This is a genomic window from Campylobacter sp. IFREMER_LSEM_CL2151, assembly GCF_025771725.1.
In the GTDB taxonomy this organism is placed as follows: domain Bacteria; phylum Campylobacterota; class Campylobacteria; order Campylobacterales; family Campylobacteraceae; genus Campylobacter_D; species Campylobacter_D lari_C.
Window position 1 is genome coordinate 59,790 of the sequence record NZ_JAKMQT010000006.1, and the last position, 20,216, is coordinate 80,005.

Genomic DNA, 20,216 nt, shown 5'->3' on the forward strand with positions numbered 1-20,216 from the left:
TTTATTTTAACTAATATAAATTATTATTTAGAATTAAATATTACAATAGCTTCTAAGTTTAAAACTAGGAGCTTTAATGAAAAAATATATCAGCAGTTGTTTGGCTATTTGTTGTTTAAGTAGTGCTATTTATGCGAATGAAGTAGAATATGATGCACAAAAAATAGCAGATATTTTTTATCAACTTAACGCAGATCCTAAAAATCCAAAAGCAAAAGTTAATCATGCAAAGGGTTTTTGTGCTATGGGAACTTTTGAGCCAGCTTTGTCTATCAATAAAGAAGTTGATGTGCCTTTGTTAACACAAAAAAGCTTACCAATCCAAGTAAGATATTCATTGGGTGGTGCTTTTAAAGATGATAAAAGCAAAACAAGGGGTATGGCTATTAGAATTACTGATCCTAAAGATTCTGCCTCTTGGACTATGGTTATGCTAAATACAGAAATAAATTTTGCAAAAAATCCTAAAGAGTTTGGTCAGTTTTTTGAAATGAGACTTCCTGTAAATGGTAAAGTCGATCAAGAAAAAATAAGCAAGATGATGAAAGAGGTTGATTCTTATAGAAATTTTGCTGCATATACGGATAAAATTGGTATCAGTAAAAGCGTAGCAAATACTCCATTTTTTAGTATCCATACTTTTTATTTTAAACAAGCAAATGGAGAAAATTATCTACCAGCAAGATGGAAATTAGTTCCAAGCGAAGATGTGGCGTATTTAAATGAGGCACAAATGAAAAGTGCAAGTAGTGATTTTTTAAAAGAAGATTTTCAAAATCGTATAAAGACTAATAAGCCAGTTGAGTATAAAATGTATTTAGTATATGCAAATAAAAATGATATTACCAATGATACAACGGCTTTGTGGAGTGGTAAACACAAAGAAAGTTTAGTTGGGACTTTTAAAGTTAATGCTTTGAGCAAGGAAGATTGTAATTTTGATGTGTATTTTCCTTCAGATGTACCTCAAGGGGTTAATCCACCACAAGATCCTTTATTTGATGTAAGAAATGAAGCTTATGCTATAACTTTTGGTAAGCGTCAATAAAATTTAGCTCTTTAAGAGCTAAATTCTTTATTAATTTCAACTTCTAAAAAACTTATATTTGTTATAATTTGACTAAAAATTCAGCTTAGGAAAATACATGCCAAAAAGAACAGATATAAAAAATATATTATTAATAGGCAGTGGGCCTATCGTTATAGGTCAAGCTTGTGAGTTTGATTACTCAGGAACTCAAGCAGCAAAAACCTTAAAAGAGTTAGGTTATAGGGTAGTTTTGATCAATTCTAATCCAGCTACGATTATGACAGATCCTGAATTTGCTGATGCAACTTATATAGAACCAATTACCAAAGAAAGTATTCTAAGTATTATCAAAAAAGAAAAAATCGATGCGATTTTACCTACTATGGGTGGCCAAGTTGCTTTAAATGTTGCTATGGAAGTTTATGAAAGTGGCGAGCTTGCAGATGTAAAATTTTTAGGTGCAAATCCTGAGGCGATAAAAAAAGGTGAAGATAGGCAAGTTTTTAAAGAATGTATGAAAAAAATTGGCATGGATTTACCAAAATCTATGTATGCGTATAATTATGAAGAAGCTTTAAAAGCTGTTGATGAGATTGGTTTTCCTTTGATGATTAGAGCTTCTTTTACCTTAGGTGGTGCAGGAAGTGGCGTGGTGTACAATATGGATGAGTTTGCAGAACTTGCAAATACTGCTTTAGCGCTAAGCCCTATCCATGAAATTTTAATCGAAGAAAGCTTACTTGGTTGGAAAGAATACGAAATGGAAGTCATTAGAGATAAAAATGATAATTGTATTATCGTTTGCTCTATTGAAAATGTTGATCCTATGGGGGTTCATACGGGCGATTCTATCACTATAGCTCCTGCTTTAACTTTGACTGATAAAGAATATCAAGCAATGCGTAATGCTTCTTTTGCTATTTTAAGAGAAATTGGAGTAGATACAGGCGGATCAAATGTGCAATTTGCTATCAATCCAACTAATGGTAGAATGATAGTCATTGAAATGAATCCTAGGGTTTCAAGATCTTCAGCCTTAGCTAGTAAAGCAACGGGTTATCCTATAGCTAAGGTAGCTACGCTTTTAGCAGTTGGATTTAGTTTAGATGAGATTAAAAACGACATCACAGGCACTCCTGCTTCATTTGAACCGGTAATTGATTATATTGTAACTAAAATTCCTCGTTTTACTTTTGAAAAATTCCCAAATGCAAGCACAGAGCTTGGCACTGCTATGAAAAGTGTGGGTGAGGTTATGGCTATAGGGAGAACTTTTAAAGAAAGCATTCAAAAAGCACTTTGCTCACTTGAGAGAAATTTAAGTGGGTTTGATACTATAGAATGTGATAAAAATGAGCTTTTAGCAAAAATTCGCCAAGCTAATGAAAAACGCTTGCTTTATATAGCACAAGCTTTTAGAGAAGGTTTTAGCACACAAGAGCTTTTTGAGCTTTGCAAAATAGATCCTTGGTTTTTAAATCAAATCAAAGAAATAGTGGAATTTGAAAATCAAATTGATATGGATATTTTAAGCAACAAACAACTATTAAGAAAAGCTAAAACCTTAGGTTTTTCAGATAAAAAAATTGCTAGCTTGATTAATCAAAAAGATAATCTTGAGTTAAGCCAAAATGATATTTATTATGCAAGAATTAAACATAAAATCATCGCTCAATATAGTGAAGTAGATACTTGCGCAGGCGAATTTGAAGCATTAACTCCGTATTTATACTCAAGTATCAATGCAAATGAAGCTACACAAGTAAAAGAAAGTAAAGATAAAAAAGATAAAAAAGTGATGATTATAGGTGGTGGGCCAAACCGCATAGGACAAGGCATTGAGTTTGATTATGCTTGTGTGCATGCTTCTTTTGCTCTAAAAGATATGGGCGTAAAAACTATAATGTATAATTGTAATCCAGAAACGGTTTCGACAGATTATGATACAAGTGATATTTTATATTTTGAGCCGATTGATTTTGAGCATTTAAGAGCAGTTATTGATAGAGAAAGACCAGATGGGGTGATAGTGCATTTTGGTGGTCAAACTCCACTTAAATTTGCAAAACGCCTTAGTGCTTTTGGAGCAAAGATCATAGGAACAAGTGCAAGGGTGATAGATTTAGCTGAAGATAGAAAGAAATTTGCTAAATTTATCGAAGATTTAGGCATAAATCAACCTAAAAATGGCACAGCTATAAGCGTTGAAGAAGCGATTATAAAAGCAAATGAGATAGGTTATCCTGTGCTTGTTAGACCAAGCTATGTTTTGGGTGGTCGTGCAATGCGTGTGGTGCATGATGAGAGCGAGCTTAGACTTTATATGCAAGAAGCCGTAGATGTGAGTGATAAATCTCCGGTATTAATCGATCAATTTTTAGACAATGCAACCGAACTTGATGTAGATGCGATAAGTGATGGAAAAGAAGTTTATGTAGCAGGTATTATGGAGCATATTGAAGAAGCAGGAATTCACTCAGGCGATAGTGCTTGCTCTTTACCTGCTGTAAATATTGATGAAGTTATGCTTGAAATGATTGAGCAAAAAACAAAAGATATTGCTTTAAATTTAGGTGTAGTAGGGCTTTTAAATATACAATTTGCTATCCATGATAATAAACTTTATATGATAGAAGTAAACCCAAGAGCTAGTAGAACTGTGCCTTTTGTAAGTAAGGCTACAGGAATTCCTTTAGCTAAGGTTGCAACACGCGTGATGTGGCAAGGAAATTTAAGAGAAAGCTTGAAATTTTATGATACCTTTAAAGTGGTAGAGGAAAAAAATGGAATTTTAAGAGCTAAAAAACCAAAACACATTAGCGTAAAATCAGTGGTATTTCCTTTTGCTAAACTTAGTGGAAGTGACCTTGAACTTGGGCCTGAAATGCGCTCAACCGGCGAGGTTATGGGTGTAAGTAAAGACTTTGAAAACTCTTATGCAAAAAGCCAACTTGCCTCTTCAAATTTCTTACCAGAAAGTGGCAATGTATTTTTATCACTAAGAGAACAAGATAAAAAATACGCAGTAGATTTAGCTAATGAATACATTAAGCTAGGATTTAAAATCATTGCTACAAGTGGAACTTATAAAATTTTACAAGAAGCAGGTTTAGAGTGTGAGTTTGTGCATAAAATTTCTGAAGGACGCCCAAATGTAGAGGATAAGTTAAAAAATTCTCAAATTCAACTTGCTATTAATACAAGCGATGAGCATAGTTTTAAAGGTGATACTAAAAAAATTAGAGCAAATATTTTACGCTTTAAAACCCCATATTTTACCAACCTAAGAGCAGCGTATGCAGGTGCCAAAGCGATTAAAGCTATACAAAATAAATCATGTCTTGAAGTAAAGAGCTTACAAGAATACTTAAAAGCATGATTTATCTTGCTCAAACTGATACAACAGCAGGGTTTTTAAGCAAGGACTTAAAAGCCCTTAATACTTTAAAAAAAAGGCCTTTAAGCCAAGATTGTTTGATTACCACAGCTAAATTTAGCGAGCTTAAAAAACTTACAAGAGTACCAAATCATTTTAAAAATACTATTAGAAAATCCAAAAAAACTACTTTTTTATATTCTAATTCTAAAGCAATACGCGTTGTGAAAGATTGTGCTCATGAGAATTTTTTAAAAGAGTTTGATTGGCTTTATTCTACTTCTGCAAATCTTCATGGAAAAAAATTTGATCTAAATTGGGCTATGCAAAATGCTGATAAAATAGTAGATGAAAAGTTTTTTGAAAGTGGAGCCTCAAAGATTTTTAAACTTCGAGGCGTTAAAAAAGTTAAGTTGCGCTAATTATTTTCCAAGCGGCCAAAATACTTTTGGTTCTTCGCCGATTTTTGCTTGTCCATGATACATTCCAAGTTTATCTTTAGTCCAAGCATAGCCAACTTTTCCGTTTTTATCTATCGATATGATTCCACCAGTACCACCAAGTTTAGCTACTTGTTTGATAGTTTCTTCAGCTGCTTTTTGTACTGAAAGTTTTTTATATTTATATAAAGACGCAACTTCATGAGCTGCAGCTATTCTTATGTAAATATCACCCGTTCCTGTACAAGAAATCGCTACCGAGTCATTATTTGCGTAATTTCCTGCTCCTATGATAGGAGAATCCCCGATGCGTCCTGTCATTTTATTTGTAGTGCCACCTGTGCTTGTACCTGCTGCAAGATTGCCATTTTTATCTAAAGCTATTGCACCTACTGTGCCTAAATATGGCTCAGTACTTACACCAAGATGAGCTTTTGCTTTATCACTATCTAGCAATACTTCTTTGCTTTTTTTAGCTTCTTGAAGTTGTTTATATCTGTGTTCTGTAAAAAAATATTTTTGGCCTACTATTTCTAAACCATGTTTTTTGGCTAATTTATCTGCACCCTCGCCCGCTATTAAAGTGTGGGGTGTTTTTTCCATAACAAGTCTTGCTGCTTCTATAGGATTTTTAATCGTCCTAGCCATAGCAACTGCACCTGCTTTTAAATTTTTTCCATCCATTAATGATGCATCAAGTTCGTTAAATCCATCAGAAGTAAAAACAGCGCCTTTTCCAGCATTAAATTCAGGACTATCTTCCATTACTTTAATGGCAGCTATAACCGCATCAACCGAGCTTCCACCTTTTTCAAGTATGCTTTGACCTGCTTTTAAGGATTCTTTCATTACTTTTTCTCTTTTAGCAAATTCGTCCTTAGTAAGCCCTAAGCCACTTGTGCCACCGTGTATAACGATAATTGGCTCAAAATCTTTTGCAAAAGCATTATTGCTTGTTAAAAATGCTAAACTAGCTAATACTAATAAAGCCTTTTTACTACCTGCTAAAAATTTCATATATTCTCCTTTTTTGTAAGCTGAAAATTTTATAATAATAAAAATTAAATATAAATTAATATTAGAGAAATATTTAAAAATATTTATAAAATACAATAGCTTTTTTATTAAAATTATTTTTTGCTTAAATTTTTATTTTGTAATTTTAGTTATAATTTGCGCTTTTGAAAAAAGGTAGATTATGATAGAAAGAACAAAAATAAGCTCTAATTTTGGTTGGTTTATGGTGATTTTGGGTGGTTTGGTTGAGTGTTTTTGGGTGAGTGGTTTAAAATACTCTACTGAAATTTGGCATTATGCTTTAACAGCTATTGGCGTAAGCATATCTTTTACATGTTTTTTAAAAGCTTGCGAGAGACTTGAAGTAAGTATTGCTTATAGTGTTTTTGTAGGTATTGGCACGGTTGGTGTGGTGCTTAATGAGATGTTTATTTTCAATGAGCCAACTTCCATTACTAAGCTTGCTTTAATAGCCATTTTACTTTTAAGTATCATAGGTCTTAAAATCATTAGCAAGGAAGCTAAATAATGGAATGGTTTTTTTTATTTTTAGCGACTGCTTTTGAAATTTTTGGTGTGATTATCATGAAGCAGCTTGTAAGCACTAAAAATAAGCTTTATCTTTTAGCTTTGATAGTATGTTTTGCTTTTTCATTTGGATTTTTAAGCCTTAGTATGCAAAGCATTGCTATGAGTGTGGCTTATTCTATATGGACAGGAGCTGGAACTGCAGGTGGGGTTATCATAGGGGTGCTTTTTTATAAAGAAAGCAAAAGCTTTTTAAAGCTTTTTTTGATTGCTCTTATCATTGCTTGCACCGTGGGTTTAAAAATACTTTCATAGGTTTAAAATGAAAATATACATTAGTGGTATAGACACAGATGTTGGTAAAACTTATCTAAGTGCTAGACTTTGTAAAGAATTGGGTTTTGATTATTTTAAGCTTATCCAAGCAGGCATGCCAAAAGATAGTGGGGTAGTAGCTGAGTTTAGCCCAAAAACTAAGATTTTTAAAGAAGGTGTGTTTTTAAAAACCCCTGCTTCACCACACAAAGGCAGGATTTTAGAGAATTTAAATTATAAAGCTTTTGATATACAAATTCCACAAAGTGATAAACTCATCATCGAGCTAGCTGGTGGGCTTTTTTCGCCCCTTGATGATGAAAAAACAATGATTGATTATATGAGTGCGTTTAAGCACCCTACGATTTTAGTCGCAAAAGACTATCTAGGAAGTATCAATCACACGCTTTTAAGTATAGAAGCACTAAAACAAAGAGATATTAAAATCCTTGCTTTGATCTTAAAAACCCAAGATACTTTTAGCAAGGATTTTATAAACAATTACGCTAAAATTCCCATCATAGAATTTGATGATAAAGTGTGTGAAAAACTTTCAAAAATCCTTGAAAATCTCTCTTAAAGACTCCACTACATAAGCAATCTCATCTTCATTTATAACATATGGTGGCATGAAATAAATTGTATTTCCAAGTGGTCTTAAAAGCAAGCCTTTTTCTAAGGCTCTTTGAAAGACTTCAAGTCCTGCTCTTTGGTATTTGCTTTTTTGTATGTCAAATGTACTTACCATGCCTAAATTTCTAAAATTTCCTAAAAAGTCAAATTCTTTTAAACTCTCCCATTGAGTTTTTATAAAAGCACTTTTGATTTTATTTTTTGCGATGATATTTTCTTTTTCAAAAATATCCAAAGTCGCATTAGCCGCTGCACAAGCTAAGGCATTACCTGTGTAAGAATGAGAGTGCAAAAAGGCCTTTTGGCTCTCATAACTATCATAAAATTTCTCATAAATTTCATCTTTAGTAAGCACCACCGAAAGTGGTAAATACCCACCCGTGATAGCTTTAGAAAGACATATATAATCAATGCTTTGTGAGCAATAATCAAGCGCAAACATCTCCCCTGTGCGTCCAAAACCTGTGGCTATCTCATCAAATATCACTTGCACATCATAATCTTTAGCAAGTTTAACCGCCTCATCTAAATACCCAAGCTCATACATATGCATATTGCCCGCACATTGAAGCAAAGGCTCAAGTATAAAAGCACAAATTTCATGATGATGATTTTTTAAAATGCTTTCTAAAATTTCAAGTTCTTTTGTATAGTCTTTGCTTGTTGGCACAGGCGTTGTGATACTTTTTAAAAGTAAAGGCTCATAGGTTTTTTTATAAAGTGCTACATCGCCAACGCTTAATGCACCTAGGGTTTCTCCATGATAAGAATTGCTAAGCGATAAAAATTTATCCTTTTTAGAGCCATTGTTTAAGTGGTATTGAAAACTCATTTTTAAAGCCACTTCTATGGCTGAACTACCATTGTCTGCAAAAAAGCATTTATCAAAAGGCAAAAGCTCACAAAGTCTTTGCGAAAGCTTTATGATAGGCTCATGTGAAAAACCAGCAAGTATAACATGCTCTAAATTTTGAAGCTGATCTTTGATTTTTTCATTGATATATTCATTGCAATGGCCAAAGATATTTACCCACCAAGAGCTAATGCAGTCTATGTAGGATTTTTCATCAAAATCATACAAATACACCCCCTTAGCCTTTTTTATAGGTATTAAAGGTAAAAACTCATGATCGCTCATTTGCGTGCAAGGGTGCCAAATGTGTTTTAAGTCTAGTTCTTTTAAATTCATTTTTACTTCTTTGATTTTTATTACTAATGATACTACAATTTTTACTCAAATTTATGCTTTAAAATGAAAAAGGATTATTTAGAAAATATTTATATAATTAGCTTTTTATCTTAAACTTAAAGGTAAAGTATGAAAAAAGTATTGATTATCTTAACGATTTTATTTTTAAATTTTGCATACTCGCAAGAGGATATACTCGAAAAAGGAATTAAAGCCTATGATAGAGGCGATTACCCAACAGCTTTAAAATACTTAAAAAAATCTTGTGATTTAAATAGTGGAAATGGCTGTTCTAATCTTGGAATTATATATGAAAATGGATTCGGCGTAAAAAAGGATAGTTTTAAAGCAGCTGAATTATTTAGAAAAGCTTGTGATTTGAATAGTAGTTTGGGTTGTTTTAATCTTGGAGTTACGTATGAAAATGGATTTGGTGTAAAAAAGGATAATTTTAAAGCGGTAGAATTGTATCAAAAATCATGTAATTTAAATGAAGGCTTGGGTTGCTCTAATCTTGGCTCTATGTATAGAAATGGTTATGGTATAAGAAAGGATAATTTTAAAGCGGTAGAATTGTATCAAAAGGCTTGTGATTTAAATATAGGCATAGGCTGTACCAATCTTGGTGCTATGTATGTAAGTGGAGAAGGTGTAAGAATAGATAATTTTAAAGCAGTCAAATTATATCAAAAAGCTTGTATTTTAAATGATGGATTAGGCTGTATTCGCCTTGGATTTATGTATGGATTTGGAAATGGTGTTAAAAAAAATATTTCCAAAGCTTTAGAGTATTTTGGCAAAGCTTGTGACTTAAAAAATGAAGATGGGTGTATGCTTTATGCAAATTTTAAAGAACAATTTTAGGTTCAAATATGCAAATTACACAAATTTTAGATGCATTAAAACAACAAGATAATTTTAGAATTCTACGCTCATTAAAACATGAGGGAAAATATGTCGTTTATAATGGGCAAAAATTGCTAAATTTAGCGAGCAATGATTATCTAAATTTAAGCAATGAAAAAGCATTAAAGAAAGATTTTTTAACACATTTAAAAGAATTTGAATTTTCTAGTTCAAGTTCAAGAAGCTTGAGTGGAAATTATGCGATTTTTGATGAATTTGAAAGCTTTTTAGAAGCTAAGTTAGGCAGAAAAATCTTGCACTTTAACAATGGTTATGCCTTAAATGTTAGCTGTTTGCAAGCTTTAGCAAGCATTAAAAATACTTTATTTTTAGCAGATAAGCAAGTGCATGCAAGTATCATCGATGGTTTAAGGCTTGGCGGGGCTAAATTTATAAGATTTAAGCACAATGATATAAAGCATTTACAAAGCTTAGTGCAAAAGCATTATAAAGAATTTGAAAATATCATCATCGTAAGTGAAGCGCTATTTAGTATGGATGGGGATTTTGCACCTATAAAAGAATTCATAAATTTAAAAAAAGAGTTTAAAAATATCAAAATTTACATCGATGAAGCCCATAGCATAGGGTGTTTTAATGATGATGGTTTGGGTTATGTGAAATTTTTGGGTTTAGAAAAGGAAGTGGATTTTTTAGTTTTTACCTTTGGTAAGGCTATAGCTTCTATGGGAGCTTGCATGATAAGTGATGAGAAAGATTTTTTTATCAACAAAGCAAGAGCTTTTATATACTCAACTGCTATTGCACCTATCAATGTAGCTTGGACTTTGCATGTTTTTAAGCATTTACATGAATTTAACGCTCAAAGAAAAGAGCTTTTAGAGTTAAGTGCTTGGTTTAAAAATGCTTTAGCAAGTAAGGGTGCAGTTTTAGGCGAGGCTTATGTGATATCTTTTATTTTAGGGCAAAATGCACTAGCTAGTGAAATTTCACAAAAGCTTTTAGAAAATGGTATTTTTGCACCTGCTATTAAAGAGCCAACCGTAGCTAAAAATACAGCTAGAATTCGCTTTTCTTTGCGTGCTGGTTTAGTAAAAAAAGACTTAGAAAAGGTTTTGGAGGTACTTTGAAAACTCATTTTTTACATGAAAATGCAAATTCATCTGAGTTGATTTTATTTTTTTCAGGGTTTTGCTCACATTTTAGCCATTTTGCGCATTTAAAAAGTGATGTAAATGTTTTAATGGTGTATGATTATACGAGTTTTGATTGGGAATTTGATCTTCATAAATTTGAAAAAATCACTCTTATTGGCTTTTCCATGGGAGTTTGTGTAGCGAGTAAAATTTTAAAAGATATAAAATTTGATAAAAAAATAGCCATAAATGGCACAAATTTACCTATAAATGATGAATTTGGGATCAAAAAAGCCATTTTTAAACTTACGATGAAAAGGTTTGCTTTAGAGGATTTTAAAGCAAATTTGCTTGAAAAAAGAATGAATTTAAGTGATGGATTTTATTTTGAAAAAAACGAGTATTTAAAAGCAGAACTTTTAAGCTTATATGAGTTTTGCACTAAAGATTTAAACGAAAATTTCACTTGGAATAAAGCTATAATCAGTAAAGATGATAAAATTTTTCCGCCAAAGCATGTTTTAAATTTTTTCAAAGAAAAGGCAATGTTTATTGATGAGCCACATTTTGCATTTTTTAAATACCACACTTGGGAAGAGCTTTGCAAACTTTCATAAGAGCAAAAGACACTTATAGCGCAAATACACCTGTGCAAAAAGACATGGCTAAAGAACTTTGCAAAATGCTTAGCGAGAGTGATTTTAGCGATTTTGAAGCGGTATTTGAGTTTGGTTGTGGGGTAGGGGTTTTTAGCAAGGCTTTGCAAGAGCGTATTAAATTTAAGCATTATTTTTTAAATGATATTTATGCTTTTGAAAATCCTTGTAAATTTGATGAATTTGGTGTTTTTGATATGAATGAACTTAAAAATCATCATTTTTATACGAAAAAATTTGATCTTATAGCTTCAAATGCTTGTATGCAGTGGCTAAAGATAGATGAGCTTTTAGAAAATTTTGCAAGCATGCTAAATAAAAATGGGATTTTGCTTTTTTCTACTTTTGGAGAAAAAAATTTCACTCAAATAAAGCAAAGCACTAATTTATCACTTGAATATTTAACTTTAGAGCAAATTGCACAAAAGCTTTCTAAAAAATTTAAGATTATCAAGGCAAAAGAAGAGTTAAAAGAGCTAAAATTTGATGATACTTTAGAGCTTTTTAGACATTTGAAATTAAGCGGGGTTAATGCTTTGAGTGAAAAATTTTTCATAAGCAAGGCATTTTTAAAAAACTATGAAAAAGAATTTCAAAATACCTTGACTTACCATCCTTTATTTTTTATGTGTCAAGTTTATTAAATTTGATAGATATTTTTTTGCTAATTCTTCTCTTAGATAAAGCTTGTTAAAATCACTCATATCCATACATAAAGCAAAAGCATAAATTTGATAAGTTTTTTTATCTTTTATAAAACCTACGATTTGTCCGTATTTTTCTTTACCCCAGCCTGTTTTTGCAAAAAACTCATAATGGTTATTTTCGCTAAGTTTTATTATATTTATAATTTCTTTTTGTATGTTTTTAGGATAATCTAGTGCTAAGTTTGCAAGTTTAAAAAGTAAAGTAGATTGTTCTTTAGGACTAATTTGCAAAGAATCATCAAGCCAAAATTCATCGATTTTACTTATTTTTTGGTTGCCATAATTAAGTTTATTTAAGTTTTTTTGCATTTTTTCTAAGCCGATTTTTCTAGCTAGTTCTTTATAAGCAGGTAGTTGTGATCTTTGCATAGCTAGGGCTAAGTTTGCGTCATTTTTCCAAGAGGGTAAAAATACTCTTTCGCCTTTGTAATGATAAAAAATCTCATTAGTATCTTTTACAACGCCTTCATTAAGTGCGATTAGGGCATTGAAAATTTTAAAAGTAGAGGCAGGTAAAATGCGCTTGTTTGCTTTTTTAAAATCATTACTATAATAATTTTTGCCATCATAAGCTATAAAAGCCCCACTTTTGTTGTAATCTTTAAAAAGATCTTTTAAATTTTCATTTGCCAAAGCAAAAGAGCAAAAAAGACTAAAAAGTAAAAGTAATTTTTTCAATTTATTTCCTTTTTCATTAAAAAATTTTTCAATTCTTGTTGATCTCTTATAACAATGTTTTCTTTGATGATTTTAAATCCTGCTTTTAAAAAGAAACTTTTAGCACTAAGACTAGCAAAAGTATAAATTTCACTATAAGGGTAGTTTTTAAGAGCAAATTCTAATAAAGCTTTGCCATAACCTTGATGAGCATAGCTTGCATGAGTAAAGCAAAGATCGAGCGTTTTTTCTTCTAAATTTATACTTATAAAAGATATGATTTGGCCTTTTTCTTCATAAACAAAACCTAGTTGATTTTGAAATTTTTCTTCCCAAGCTTTTTGGTCTATATTAATCCATGCATGAATTTGTTCTTTTGTGTAATCATTTTTACAAAGAGTGGATACGCTTTGCTTAAAAAGCTTGATACAAGGAACTAAGTCTTTTATATCAAGCTTTCTTATCAAGCACTTTCCTTAGAGCTAAAGAAGCTAAAGCAAGTCCAAAAGAGGCTGTCACTCCCATAAATGAGCCAAGATCTTTACAATGAGCTTCTTCATCTGAAAATACCACATCAAAATTCCCTTTAAAGCCTGATTTTCTAAGCTCATAGCGGAATTTTTTAGCTAGGGCATCGCCATGTGTTTTAAATATGCTTGTCGTTTTAATACGCGTTGGATCAAGCTTTCTAGCTCCACCGGTTGATGAGATAAAAATTTGCTTTTTTAAATCAACCAAGTTAGCCAAAGCAACCTTAGCAGGTATATCATCAATCGCATCAATGATTAAATCAAACTCGCTCAAATCAAAACTTTTCAAAAACTCATCGTCGATTTTACTAACTATACCTTTGGCATTGTAAATGCGTTCAAAAACCTTAGCTTTTTCTGCACCTATATTTTCACTATGAAGTTGGCGGTTTTGATTAGTAGTTTCAAATTTATCCGCATCAATTAATGTTAGATTGTTAAAGCCACTTCTAAAAAGTGCATCAACACAAATTCCACCAACTCCACCTAAACCACAAACTAAAACTTTAGTATTTTGAAATTTAATAAAATTTTCTTCATTAACAAGCCATTTTATACGCGTGTATCTATCCATTTTTCATCCATTTTTTGAGATTTTTCATTTGTTTATACGCTGTTAGATCAAGCATTATAGGGGTTATTGTGGCATAGCCTTGTTTTAAAAGTGCTATGTCTGAGTCTTTTTCATTTTCATGATCAAGATTAGCAGCAGCTAGCCAGTAGTATTCTACACCTCTTGGATTTGTATTTGAGTGTGCTTCATAACTATAAATTCTTTTACCTGCTTTGCAAATTTTTAAGCCCTGAAAGGCTGTTTTGCTAGAAGGAAAGTTGATATTTAAAAATTCTTTTTTATCTAAAGGAAAGCCCTTTTCAAAGATATTTTTGACTATTTTTTTAGTAAGCTTTAAAGCAAGTTTATAATCAAGCTCTTTTTGACTATCTTTATAAAATTGTGATAAAGCAATGGCAGGAATTCCATGAAGCACTGCTTCCATAGCACCTGCGCAAGTTCCTGAGTAGGTTATATCCTCGCCTACATTAGCACCTTTGTTAATCCCACTTATGACAAGATCAGGCAAACGCTTTTTATATAAAGCATGTAAAGCAAGATAAACACAATCTGCAGGCGTGCCATCATCAAGCTTGTAAAATCTTTTACCAACCTTGTGAAATCTCAAAGGTTTGGTTAGCGTTATGGAGTGTGAGCATGCTGATTTTTCACTAGCAGGAGCTACTATGGTAATTTTAGCTTTAAAATGCTTTCTTAGCATTTTAATAAGTTTTTTTAAGCCTTCACTTTCATAGCCATCATCGTTTGTTATTAAAATTTCTTTCATACTTTTTCCTTTTTTTAAATTTTAACACAAGTAATACAATATTTTTTTATTACTAAATTGTTTTTTCATTTTTTAAATATTAAAATTACAGTTTTGATTAATTTTTTTAAAGGAAAGAATGATGTCAAAACTTTTACTTTTTAGTGCTTCTGGTTATAAAGATAGTGCGTATTTAAGTCATACTAGAGAATTTATAGATGATTTTTTAAAAGAAAATTCTATGGTAGATGAAGAAATTCTTTTTATACCTTATGCGGGAGTTAGAAGGACTTATGATGCTTATGAGGCTAGGGTAAAAGAAGGTTTGAAAAAAGATAATATCAAATCATTGCACCATTTTGAAAATTTAAAAGAAGCGATTTTAAATGCAAAAGTTTTTTTAGTAGGTGGAGGCAATAGCTTTATGCTTTTGCATAAATTATATGAAAATGATTTGCTTGAAGTTTTAAAAGAGCGTATTGAAAAAGGGGCTTGTTATATAGGTTGGAGTGCGGGCTCAAACATAGCAGGTCTTAGCATAAAAACAACTAATGATATGCCTATTGTTATGCCAAAAAGTTTTGATAGTTTAGGGGTTTTTCCTTATCAAATCAATCCACATTTTATTAGTGGGAAAATTCCTGGGCATAATGGAGAAAGTAGAGAGGAGCGCTTGGAGGAATTTTTGATAACTAATCCAAAAGACATTGTTTATGCTATACCGGAGGGTTCTGCATTAAAAGTGCAAGATGATAACTTAAAAATCATAGGTCATCATGATGTGTTAAAGCTAAGTTATCCTTTTAATGTGGAATATTTAAAAGTTAATCATACAACTAAAATCTAAAGGAGAAAAATGCAAACTTTTTATCTTTTAGCTGCGATTTTTGGTATTGTGGCTGTGGTTTATTTGCTTATTAAAAAAGTAGAAACAAAAACAGCTTTAATTAGTGTTGGTTTTATTTTGTGTTTGATTTCACTTAAGCCCATTGAAGCTTTGAGTGCTTTTACACATGCTATGGTGCAACCTGCCTTGATTAAGGCAATTTGTGCGAGTATGGGTTTTGCTTTTGTGATGAAAGTGACTAAATGTGATAAACATTTGGTTAGATTACTTACAACACCTTTGAAAAATGTAGGATTTTTCTTAATCCCACTTGCTTTTATGGTAACTTTTTTCATCGCTATAGCTATACCTTCAGCAGCAGGATGTTCAGCTGCAGTTGGTGCGACTTTGATACCGCTTTTAATGGCTTCAGGTATAAAACCTGCCATGGCAGCAGCAACAGTGCTTTGTGGAACTATAGGAGGAATTTTAAGTCCGGGTGTTTCCCATACTGCTTTGATTTCTGAAATTTCAGGGAAAAATATACAAGAAATTGTTTTAACTCAAACTCCAAATGCATTAACAGCAGGGGTGATAGTGATGATTTCTTTGATGATTATGGCAGTGGTTTTTAAAGACTATCAAAAAGGACAAGTTTTTGAAGTGGCAAATCAAAATAAGACTGAAGATAATATTGAAAAAGTAAATGTATTTTATGCGCTTATGCCTTTAGTACCTTTAATTGTGCTAATTATAGGTGCAAGTCCTTTAAATGATTATGAGTTTTTAACATGGACAAAACAAGTTGGAGTTGCTGAAGCTATGCTTTTAGGGGCGATTATAGCTTTAGTAGTAACTATGAGTAAGCCTGATAGTATTTTTAAAGAGTTTTTTAATGGTATGGGAAAATCTTATGCAGAGATTATAGGGATTATCATAGCTGCTAGTGTTTTTGTTGCGGGTTTAAAAGCATGCGGAGTGATCGATATCATCATAGAATGGCTTAAAAATGAACAACATTATGTGCGTTTTGGTGGAACTTTTATACCATTTTTAATGGCTATGGTTACAGGTAGTGGTGACGCTGCTGCTATGGCATTTAACAAAGCTGTAACTATTCATGCTCAAGATCTTGGTTTTGATCAAGTTAAACTTGGTACTGCAGTGGCAATGTCAGCAGTGCTTGGAAGATACCTTTCGCCTATTTTGGGAGCTTGCATTATCGTTTCAGCTATAGCAGGGGTTAGTCCTTTAGAAATTGTTAAAAGAACTGCTTTAGGTTGTGTTGTTTCGGTGGTTGTAATTGCTTTTGTGTTATTATAAATTTAAGCCTTTTAAGGCTTAAATTTATTTTGCAGCTAGGATGATGATTTCTTGTATAACTTTGCTTGCTGCTTTTAAAGATTTAACAGGTAAATACTCATAAATAGAATGAAAATTATGTGCTCCGGTAAAGATATTTGGACAAGGCAAGCCTTTTTCTGAAAGCACCGCTCCATCATATCCTCCACGCATAGGAATGATTTTAGTTTTGATATTTAAATTTTCATAAGCTTGTAAAGCAAGTTTAATAGGCAAAGATTCGGTTGTTTTTAGACTATTAAAGACATTTTTATAACGATCATTGAGCTTAATATTAATTCTTTCTTCTCCGTATAGCTTTTTAAAACTATCGCTTAAATCTTGCAAAAATTGCATTCTTTGTTTGTATTTTTCATCATCAAATTCTCTAACATCTATTTTTAAAGTAGTTTTAGCGCTATTTCCTTGGAGCTCTTTAACCCAAAAATATCCTTCTTTGTTTTCTGTATATTCAGGTGCTTCTCCATTTGGAAGCATAGAAATAAATTTGTGTGCTAAAAGTAAAGAATTAACTAATTTTCCTTTAGCGCTCATAGGATGAGCAGATTTTCCTATAAATTCTACTTCACAATCTCCTGCATTCCAATTTTCATAAATAAACTCTCCTATCTCACAACAGTCTAAACAATACCCAAAATCAGCATTAATTTCTTTTATATCAAAAGCTTTTGCTCCTCTTAAACCTTGCTCTTCATCAGGTAAAAAGCAAGCATAAATATCACCATGTTTAATATCAGGATTTTTAACAAAAAATTCAAGCATATCCATAATCGCTGCAATGGCTGCTTTATCATCAGCTCCAAGTAAGCTTGTGCCATCGGTGTGGATGATATCATCCCCTATGTAGTTTTTAAGTTCTTTAAATTCACTTTCTTTTAGATAAAGATCTAAGTTTTTATTTAAACATATATCCCCACCTTGATACTTAGTGATTTGTGCTTTGGTATCGTTAGTTTGCTCCATACTTGTATCTAAATGTGCAAAAAAGGCTATTTTAGGAGCATTTGGAGTGTTTGCTGGTAAAAGAGCTGTGGTGATGGTGTTTTCTCTTCTTTTGATGTTTTTTAAACCTAATTCTTGTAATTCTTTTTCAAGTAATTTTGCAAGCTCCATTTGATTAGGGCTTGATGGCATAATGCCTTTAGCACCATTTTCTCTACTTGTGGTGGTGTTGATTTTAGTGTAATTTATAAATCTTTGAACAATATCCATAATTTTTCCTTTTAGATTAAAATTAATAAATTATAACAATTCATTTTTTAAATATTTGATAAAACTAAGAAAAAATTATTAAATGATATTTTCTATCAAAATTTGTTTAAAATTATGATAATATATTTAAATTTATATTTTTTAAGGAGAAGAAATGCAAAAACTTAAATTTATAATGATATTGAGTGCATTTATAACTTTTTTTATTGGATGTTCTTCTAAAGAGCAAATTAATCCTTTAGGACGCTCTTTGGGTAAAATGAATGATAGCGATCCTTTAAAAATAGGCAAAAATCCAACTCCACCTGCTAAGCAAAAAGAGCCAGTTTTGGTAGAAGGCAAGAAATTTCCAGCTATACCACTTGAGCCACCACTTATGAAAATCAATACTTTTAAAGGGGATAATCCTATCAAAGGCCCACTTCCAAGGCTTACTTCAAATAATGAATTAGCTCAAAATGCTTTATATGAAAATATAGGATTTGTAAGTGACTTTGTAACTATTATGAGTCCAAATGGAGCTGCATTAACGGTTTGGGCTTTAAATCCGGGTAATTGGATATGGGGCTATAATTTATTTGATAGCAAATCTTTTGGTGATGCAAGAGTATGGCAGCTTATTGAATTTCCAAACAATACTGTAATGATCAAAAATGCAAAAACTTTTACTTGTTTAACTGCTTATGGTAATGGTATAGTGCATTATCCTTGCGATCAAACAAATTTTGCACAATTTTGGAGATTTTTTCCTATGAGTAATGGTGCTTATCAAATTCAAAATTATGCTACACAACAATGCATACAAACAACGGTTGCAAATGTAATGGAGGAATTTAACTTTGATTATTACAGTATATATTTAACCTCTTGTTTGAAATCAAAAGAAAAAAATCTAGATAGACAATGGAGCATTGGTGCACCAGCTTTTGAAACAATATCACCTTATGCTTATACAGGAGAGCAATGATGAGAAAAATTGTATTTTTAATTTTTAGTTTTAATTTATTGTTTGCTGCTTTAGAAAATTATAATAGTGGCACTTGGAATTTACAAGGTGCGTCTGCATCGACAGAAAGTAAGTGGAATATTAGCATAAGACAACTTGTAACCGGTGCTAATCCTATGGATATTTTAGCTGTTCAAGAAGCAGGAGTTTTACCAAGTACTGCGATGATGACACCAAGGCAAGTTCAACCTGTGGGAGTTGGAATTCCTATACATGAATATGAGTGGAATCTGGGCTCATCAAGTCGTCCAAATTCTGTTTATATATATTACTCAAGAGTAGATGTTGGAGCAAACCGTGTGAATATGGCTATTGTAAGTAGAATGAGAGCAGATGAAGTTTATGTTTTACCACCTCCAACCGTTGCTTCAAGACCTATTATAGGCATTCGTATAGGAAATGACGCGTTTTTTAGTGTGCATGCTTTATCAAGAGGGGGTAATGATGCAGGAGCTATTGTAAGTGCTGTGGATATGCATTTTAGAAATATGCCACATATTAATTGGATGATTATGGGGGATTTTAATAGACCTCCTGGTACTATTGTAAACTTAATTGATCCGGATTTAAGATCGCGTATTAATATAGTTTCACCACCTTCTTTTACACAAACTGCCGGAAATACGATTGATTATGCGATTACAGGAAATTCAAATACAGGAACTTTATATAATCCGCCTGCAATTCTTGCAATATTAGCTGTAGCAGGGCTTAGAACCTTTTTGGCTTCAGATCATTTTCCTGTAAATTTTAGAAGACCTTAGGAGAAGATGATGAGAAAAATTTGTATTTTATTTTTTGCTATTTTGGGGTTTTTAAGAGCTGAGGTTTTGTTTGATGATTTGGAAGATTTTACTCCTATGTTTGCTATAAGATCTTTAGAAACAGGAATTTCACTAAGTCCTTTTAGATATAGCTCTGAAAAATTAGAAGAACAAAATTGGTTTTTAAAAGAAATAATGCTCAGTGAGGAATTAAAAGAAAAAGATAGATATGCCGTGCAACGCCCTTTTGGTTATGTGCAATTTATAAACCCTAGAGGTGCTGATGTGTGTTTGGCTGTTTTAGATGAAAGAACTTTTGGAACAAAATCTTGTAAACAAGATTTACAAGATGGACAAATGCAAACGGTTTTTTCTGTTATGCCTACGACAAGTTCAGCTGTGCAAATTAGATCTTTAACGCATGGCGGGGTAAAATGCATGAGTACTTTTTATGATGCATATATACCTATAGAAAATCGCTTTGGTTTGGATGATTGTACTGTAAATCCTTCTGTACCTATAGCATTAAAAGAATTATTTTTCTTTACTCCTGCTATCGTTGAAGCAACTCCGATTTATTAAACTAAACCCGCTTTTGCGGGTTTAAACTCTAAGTTAAAATTTGTTAGAATGTCTTTTTAAATTG

General features: G+C 31.9%; 22 protein-coding genes. 15 read left to right on the plus strand and 7 right to left on the minus strand.

Going from position 1 to position 20,216, the window contains the following annotated elements; all coding sequences use genetic code 11:
• Positions 1-76: 76 nt before the first annotated feature.
• The 3 genes from L8V82_RS05600 (at position 77) to L8V82_RS05610 (ending at position 4,828) form a co-directional block, all read left to right on the plus strand.
• Positions 77-1,048: a catalase gene (locus tag L8V82_RS05600; protein WP_263724292.1), complete on the plus strand. Its 972-nt coding sequence runs from the start codon at positions 77-79 to the stop codon at positions 1,046-1,048.
• A 97-nt stretch (positions 1,049-1,145) separates the two neighbouring features.
• Positions 1,146-4,409: a carbamoyl-phosphate synthase large subunit gene (gene carB / locus L8V82_RS05605; RefSeq protein WP_263724293.1), complete on the plus strand. Its 3,264-nt coding sequence runs from the start codon at positions 1,146-1,148 to the stop codon at positions 4,407-4,409.
• Positions 4,406-4,828 carry a Sua5 YciO YrdC YwlC family protein gene (locus tag L8V82_RS05610; protein ID WP_263724294.1) on the plus strand — a complete coding sequence of 141 codons (423 nt, stop codon included), beginning with the start codon at positions 4,406-4,408 and terminating at the stop codon, positions 4,826-4,828. The genes carB and L8V82_RS05610 overlap by 4 nt, the downstream gene beginning before the upstream one ends.
• Here L8V82_RS05610 and L8V82_RS05615 read toward each other — a convergent pair whose 3' ends face one another.
• Complete coding sequence (locus L8V82_RS05615; protein ID WP_263724295.1) at positions 4,829-5,863, minus strand: isoaspartyl peptidase/L-asparaginase family protein; 1,035 nt, start codon at positions 5,861-5,863, stop codon at positions 4,829-4,831.
• A gap of 181 nt (positions 5,864-6,044) precedes the next feature.
• Between L8V82_RS05615 and L8V82_RS05620 the strand changes: the two genes are divergently transcribed.
• From L8V82_RS05620 to bioD, 3 genes are read left to right on the plus strand one after another with little or no spacing between them, the layout of a single operon-like run.
• A complete protein-coding gene (locus L8V82_RS05620; RefSeq protein ID WP_039619258.1) occupies positions 6,045-6,392 on the plus strand; it encodes a DMT family transporter in 348 nt (115 codons plus the stop codon).
• Positions 6,392-6,706, plus strand: a complete 315-nt coding sequence (locus L8V82_RS05625) for a DMT family transporter (RefSeq protein ID WP_087699706.1) — start codon at positions 6,392-6,394, stop codon at positions 6,704-6,706. The genes L8V82_RS05620 and L8V82_RS05625 overlap by 1 nt, the downstream gene beginning before the upstream one ends.
• Positions 6,707-6,713: 7 nt before the next feature.
• Positions 6,714-7,286: a dethiobiotin synthase gene (gene bioD / locus L8V82_RS05630; RefSeq protein ID WP_263724296.1), complete on the plus strand. Its 573-nt coding sequence runs from the start codon at positions 6,714-6,716 to the stop codon at positions 7,284-7,286.
• Here the strand turns inward: bioD and L8V82_RS05635 are convergent.
• Complete coding sequence (locus L8V82_RS05635) at positions 7,260-8,528, minus strand: adenosylmethionine--8-amino-7-oxononanoate transaminase (protein WP_263724297.1); 1,269 nt, start codon at positions 8,526-8,528, stop codon at positions 7,260-7,262. The genes bioD and L8V82_RS05635 overlap by 27 nt on opposite strands.
• 129 nt (positions 8,529-8,657) lie before the next feature.
• On the opposite strand from L8V82_RS05635, the gene L8V82_RS05640 reads away from it, so the two are divergent.
• The 4 genes from L8V82_RS05640 to bioC are packed head-to-tail and all read left to right on the plus strand — an operon-like array spanning position 8,658 to position 11,831.
• On the plus strand, positions 8,658-9,392 hold the full coding sequence (locus L8V82_RS05640) for a tetratricopeptide repeat protein (RefSeq protein ID WP_263724298.1): 735 nt from the start codon (positions 8,658-8,660) through the stop codon (positions 9,390-9,392).
• Between the two features lie 8 nt (positions 9,393-9,400).
• Positions 9,401-10,525, plus strand: coding sequence for an aminotransferase class I/II-fold pyridoxal phosphate-dependent enzyme (locus L8V82_RS05645; RefSeq protein ID WP_263724299.1), 1,125 nt, complete (start codon positions 9,401-9,403; stop codon positions 10,523-10,525).
• Complete coding sequence (locus L8V82_RS05650) at positions 10,522-11,148, plus strand: pimeloyl-ACP methyl esterase BioG family protein (RefSeq protein WP_263724300.1); 627 nt, start codon at positions 10,522-10,524, stop codon at positions 11,146-11,148. Before L8V82_RS05645 ends, L8V82_RS05650 begins: the two co-directional genes overlap by 4 nt.
• Complete coding sequence (gene bioC, locus L8V82_RS05655; RefSeq protein WP_263724301.1) at positions 11,133-11,831, plus strand: malonyl-ACP O-methyltransferase BioC; 699 nt, start codon at positions 11,133-11,135, stop codon at positions 11,829-11,831. The genes L8V82_RS05650 and bioC overlap by 16 nt, the downstream gene beginning before the upstream one ends.
• On the opposite strand, the gene blaOXA is transcribed toward bioC, so the two are convergent.
• From blaOXA to surE, 4 genes are read right to left on the minus strand one after another with little or no spacing between them, the layout of a single operon-like run.
• Complete coding sequence (blaOXA, locus tag L8V82_RS05660) at positions 11,805-12,572, minus strand: OXA-493 family class D beta-lactamase (protein WP_263724302.1); 768 nt, start codon at positions 12,570-12,572, stop codon at positions 11,805-11,807. The genes bioC and blaOXA overlap by 27 nt on opposite strands.
• Positions 12,569-13,018 (minus strand): GNAT family N-acetyltransferase, encoded by a 450-nt coding sequence (locus tag L8V82_RS05665; protein ID WP_263724303.1) that lies wholly within the window; start codon positions 13,016-13,018, stop codon positions 12,569-12,571. Before L8V82_RS05665 ends, blaOXA begins: the two co-directional genes overlap by 4 nt.
• Entirely contained in the window at positions 13,002-13,655 is a 654-nt protein-coding gene (locus tag L8V82_RS05670) for a ThiF family adenylyltransferase (RefSeq protein ID WP_263724304.1), read from the minus strand. The genes L8V82_RS05665 and L8V82_RS05670 overlap by 17 nt, the downstream gene beginning before the upstream one ends.
• On the minus strand, positions 13,648-14,421 hold the full coding sequence (gene surE / locus L8V82_RS05675; RefSeq protein WP_039642308.1) for a 5'/3'-nucleotidase SurE: 774 nt from the start codon (positions 14,419-14,421) through the stop codon (positions 13,648-13,650). Before surE ends, L8V82_RS05670 begins: the two co-directional genes overlap by 8 nt.
• A 121-nt stretch (positions 14,422-14,542) precedes the next feature.
• On the opposite strand from surE, the gene pepE reads away from it, so the two are divergent.
• Positions 14,543-15,247 carry a dipeptidase PepE gene (gene pepE, locus L8V82_RS05680; protein WP_263724305.1) on the plus strand — a complete coding sequence of 235 codons (705 nt, stop codon included), beginning with the start codon at positions 14,543-14,545 and terminating at the stop codon, positions 15,245-15,247.
• A gap of 9 nt (positions 15,248-15,256) precedes the next feature.
• Positions 15,257-16,549, plus strand: coding sequence for a C4-dicarboxylate transporter DcuC (gene dcuC, locus L8V82_RS05685; RefSeq protein WP_263724306.1), 1,293 nt, complete (start codon positions 15,257-15,259; stop codon positions 16,547-16,549).
• A gap of 24 nt (positions 16,550-16,573) precedes the next feature.
• Here the strand turns inward: dcuC and pepT are convergent, their stop codons facing one another.
• A complete protein-coding gene (gene pepT, locus L8V82_RS05690) occupies positions 16,574-17,800 on the minus strand; it encodes a peptidase T (protein WP_263724307.1) in 1,227 nt (408 codons plus the stop codon).
• A 154-nt stretch (positions 17,801-17,954) separates the two neighbouring features.
• Between pepT and L8V82_RS05695 the strand changes: the two genes are divergently transcribed.
• The 3 genes from L8V82_RS05695 to L8V82_RS05705 are packed head-to-tail and all read left to right on the plus strand — an operon-like array spanning position 17,955 to position 20,152.
• Positions 17,955-18,767 carry an RICIN domain-containing protein gene (locus L8V82_RS05695; protein ID WP_263724308.1) on the plus strand — a complete coding sequence of 271 codons (813 nt, stop codon included), beginning with the start codon at positions 17,955-17,957 and terminating at the stop codon, positions 18,765-18,767.
• Positions 18,767-19,570, plus strand: coding sequence for a cytolethal distending toxin subunit B family protein (locus tag L8V82_RS05700; protein WP_263724336.1), 804 nt, complete (start codon positions 18,767-18,769; stop codon positions 19,568-19,570). The genes L8V82_RS05695 and L8V82_RS05700 overlap by 1 nt, the downstream gene beginning before the upstream one ends.
• Before the next feature lie 9 nt (positions 19,571-19,579).
• A complete protein-coding gene (locus L8V82_RS05705) occupies positions 19,580-20,152 on the plus strand; it encodes a cytolethal distending toxin subunit A (protein ID WP_263724309.1) in 573 nt (190 codons plus the stop codon).
• Positions 20,153-20,216: the final 64 nt, after the last annotated feature.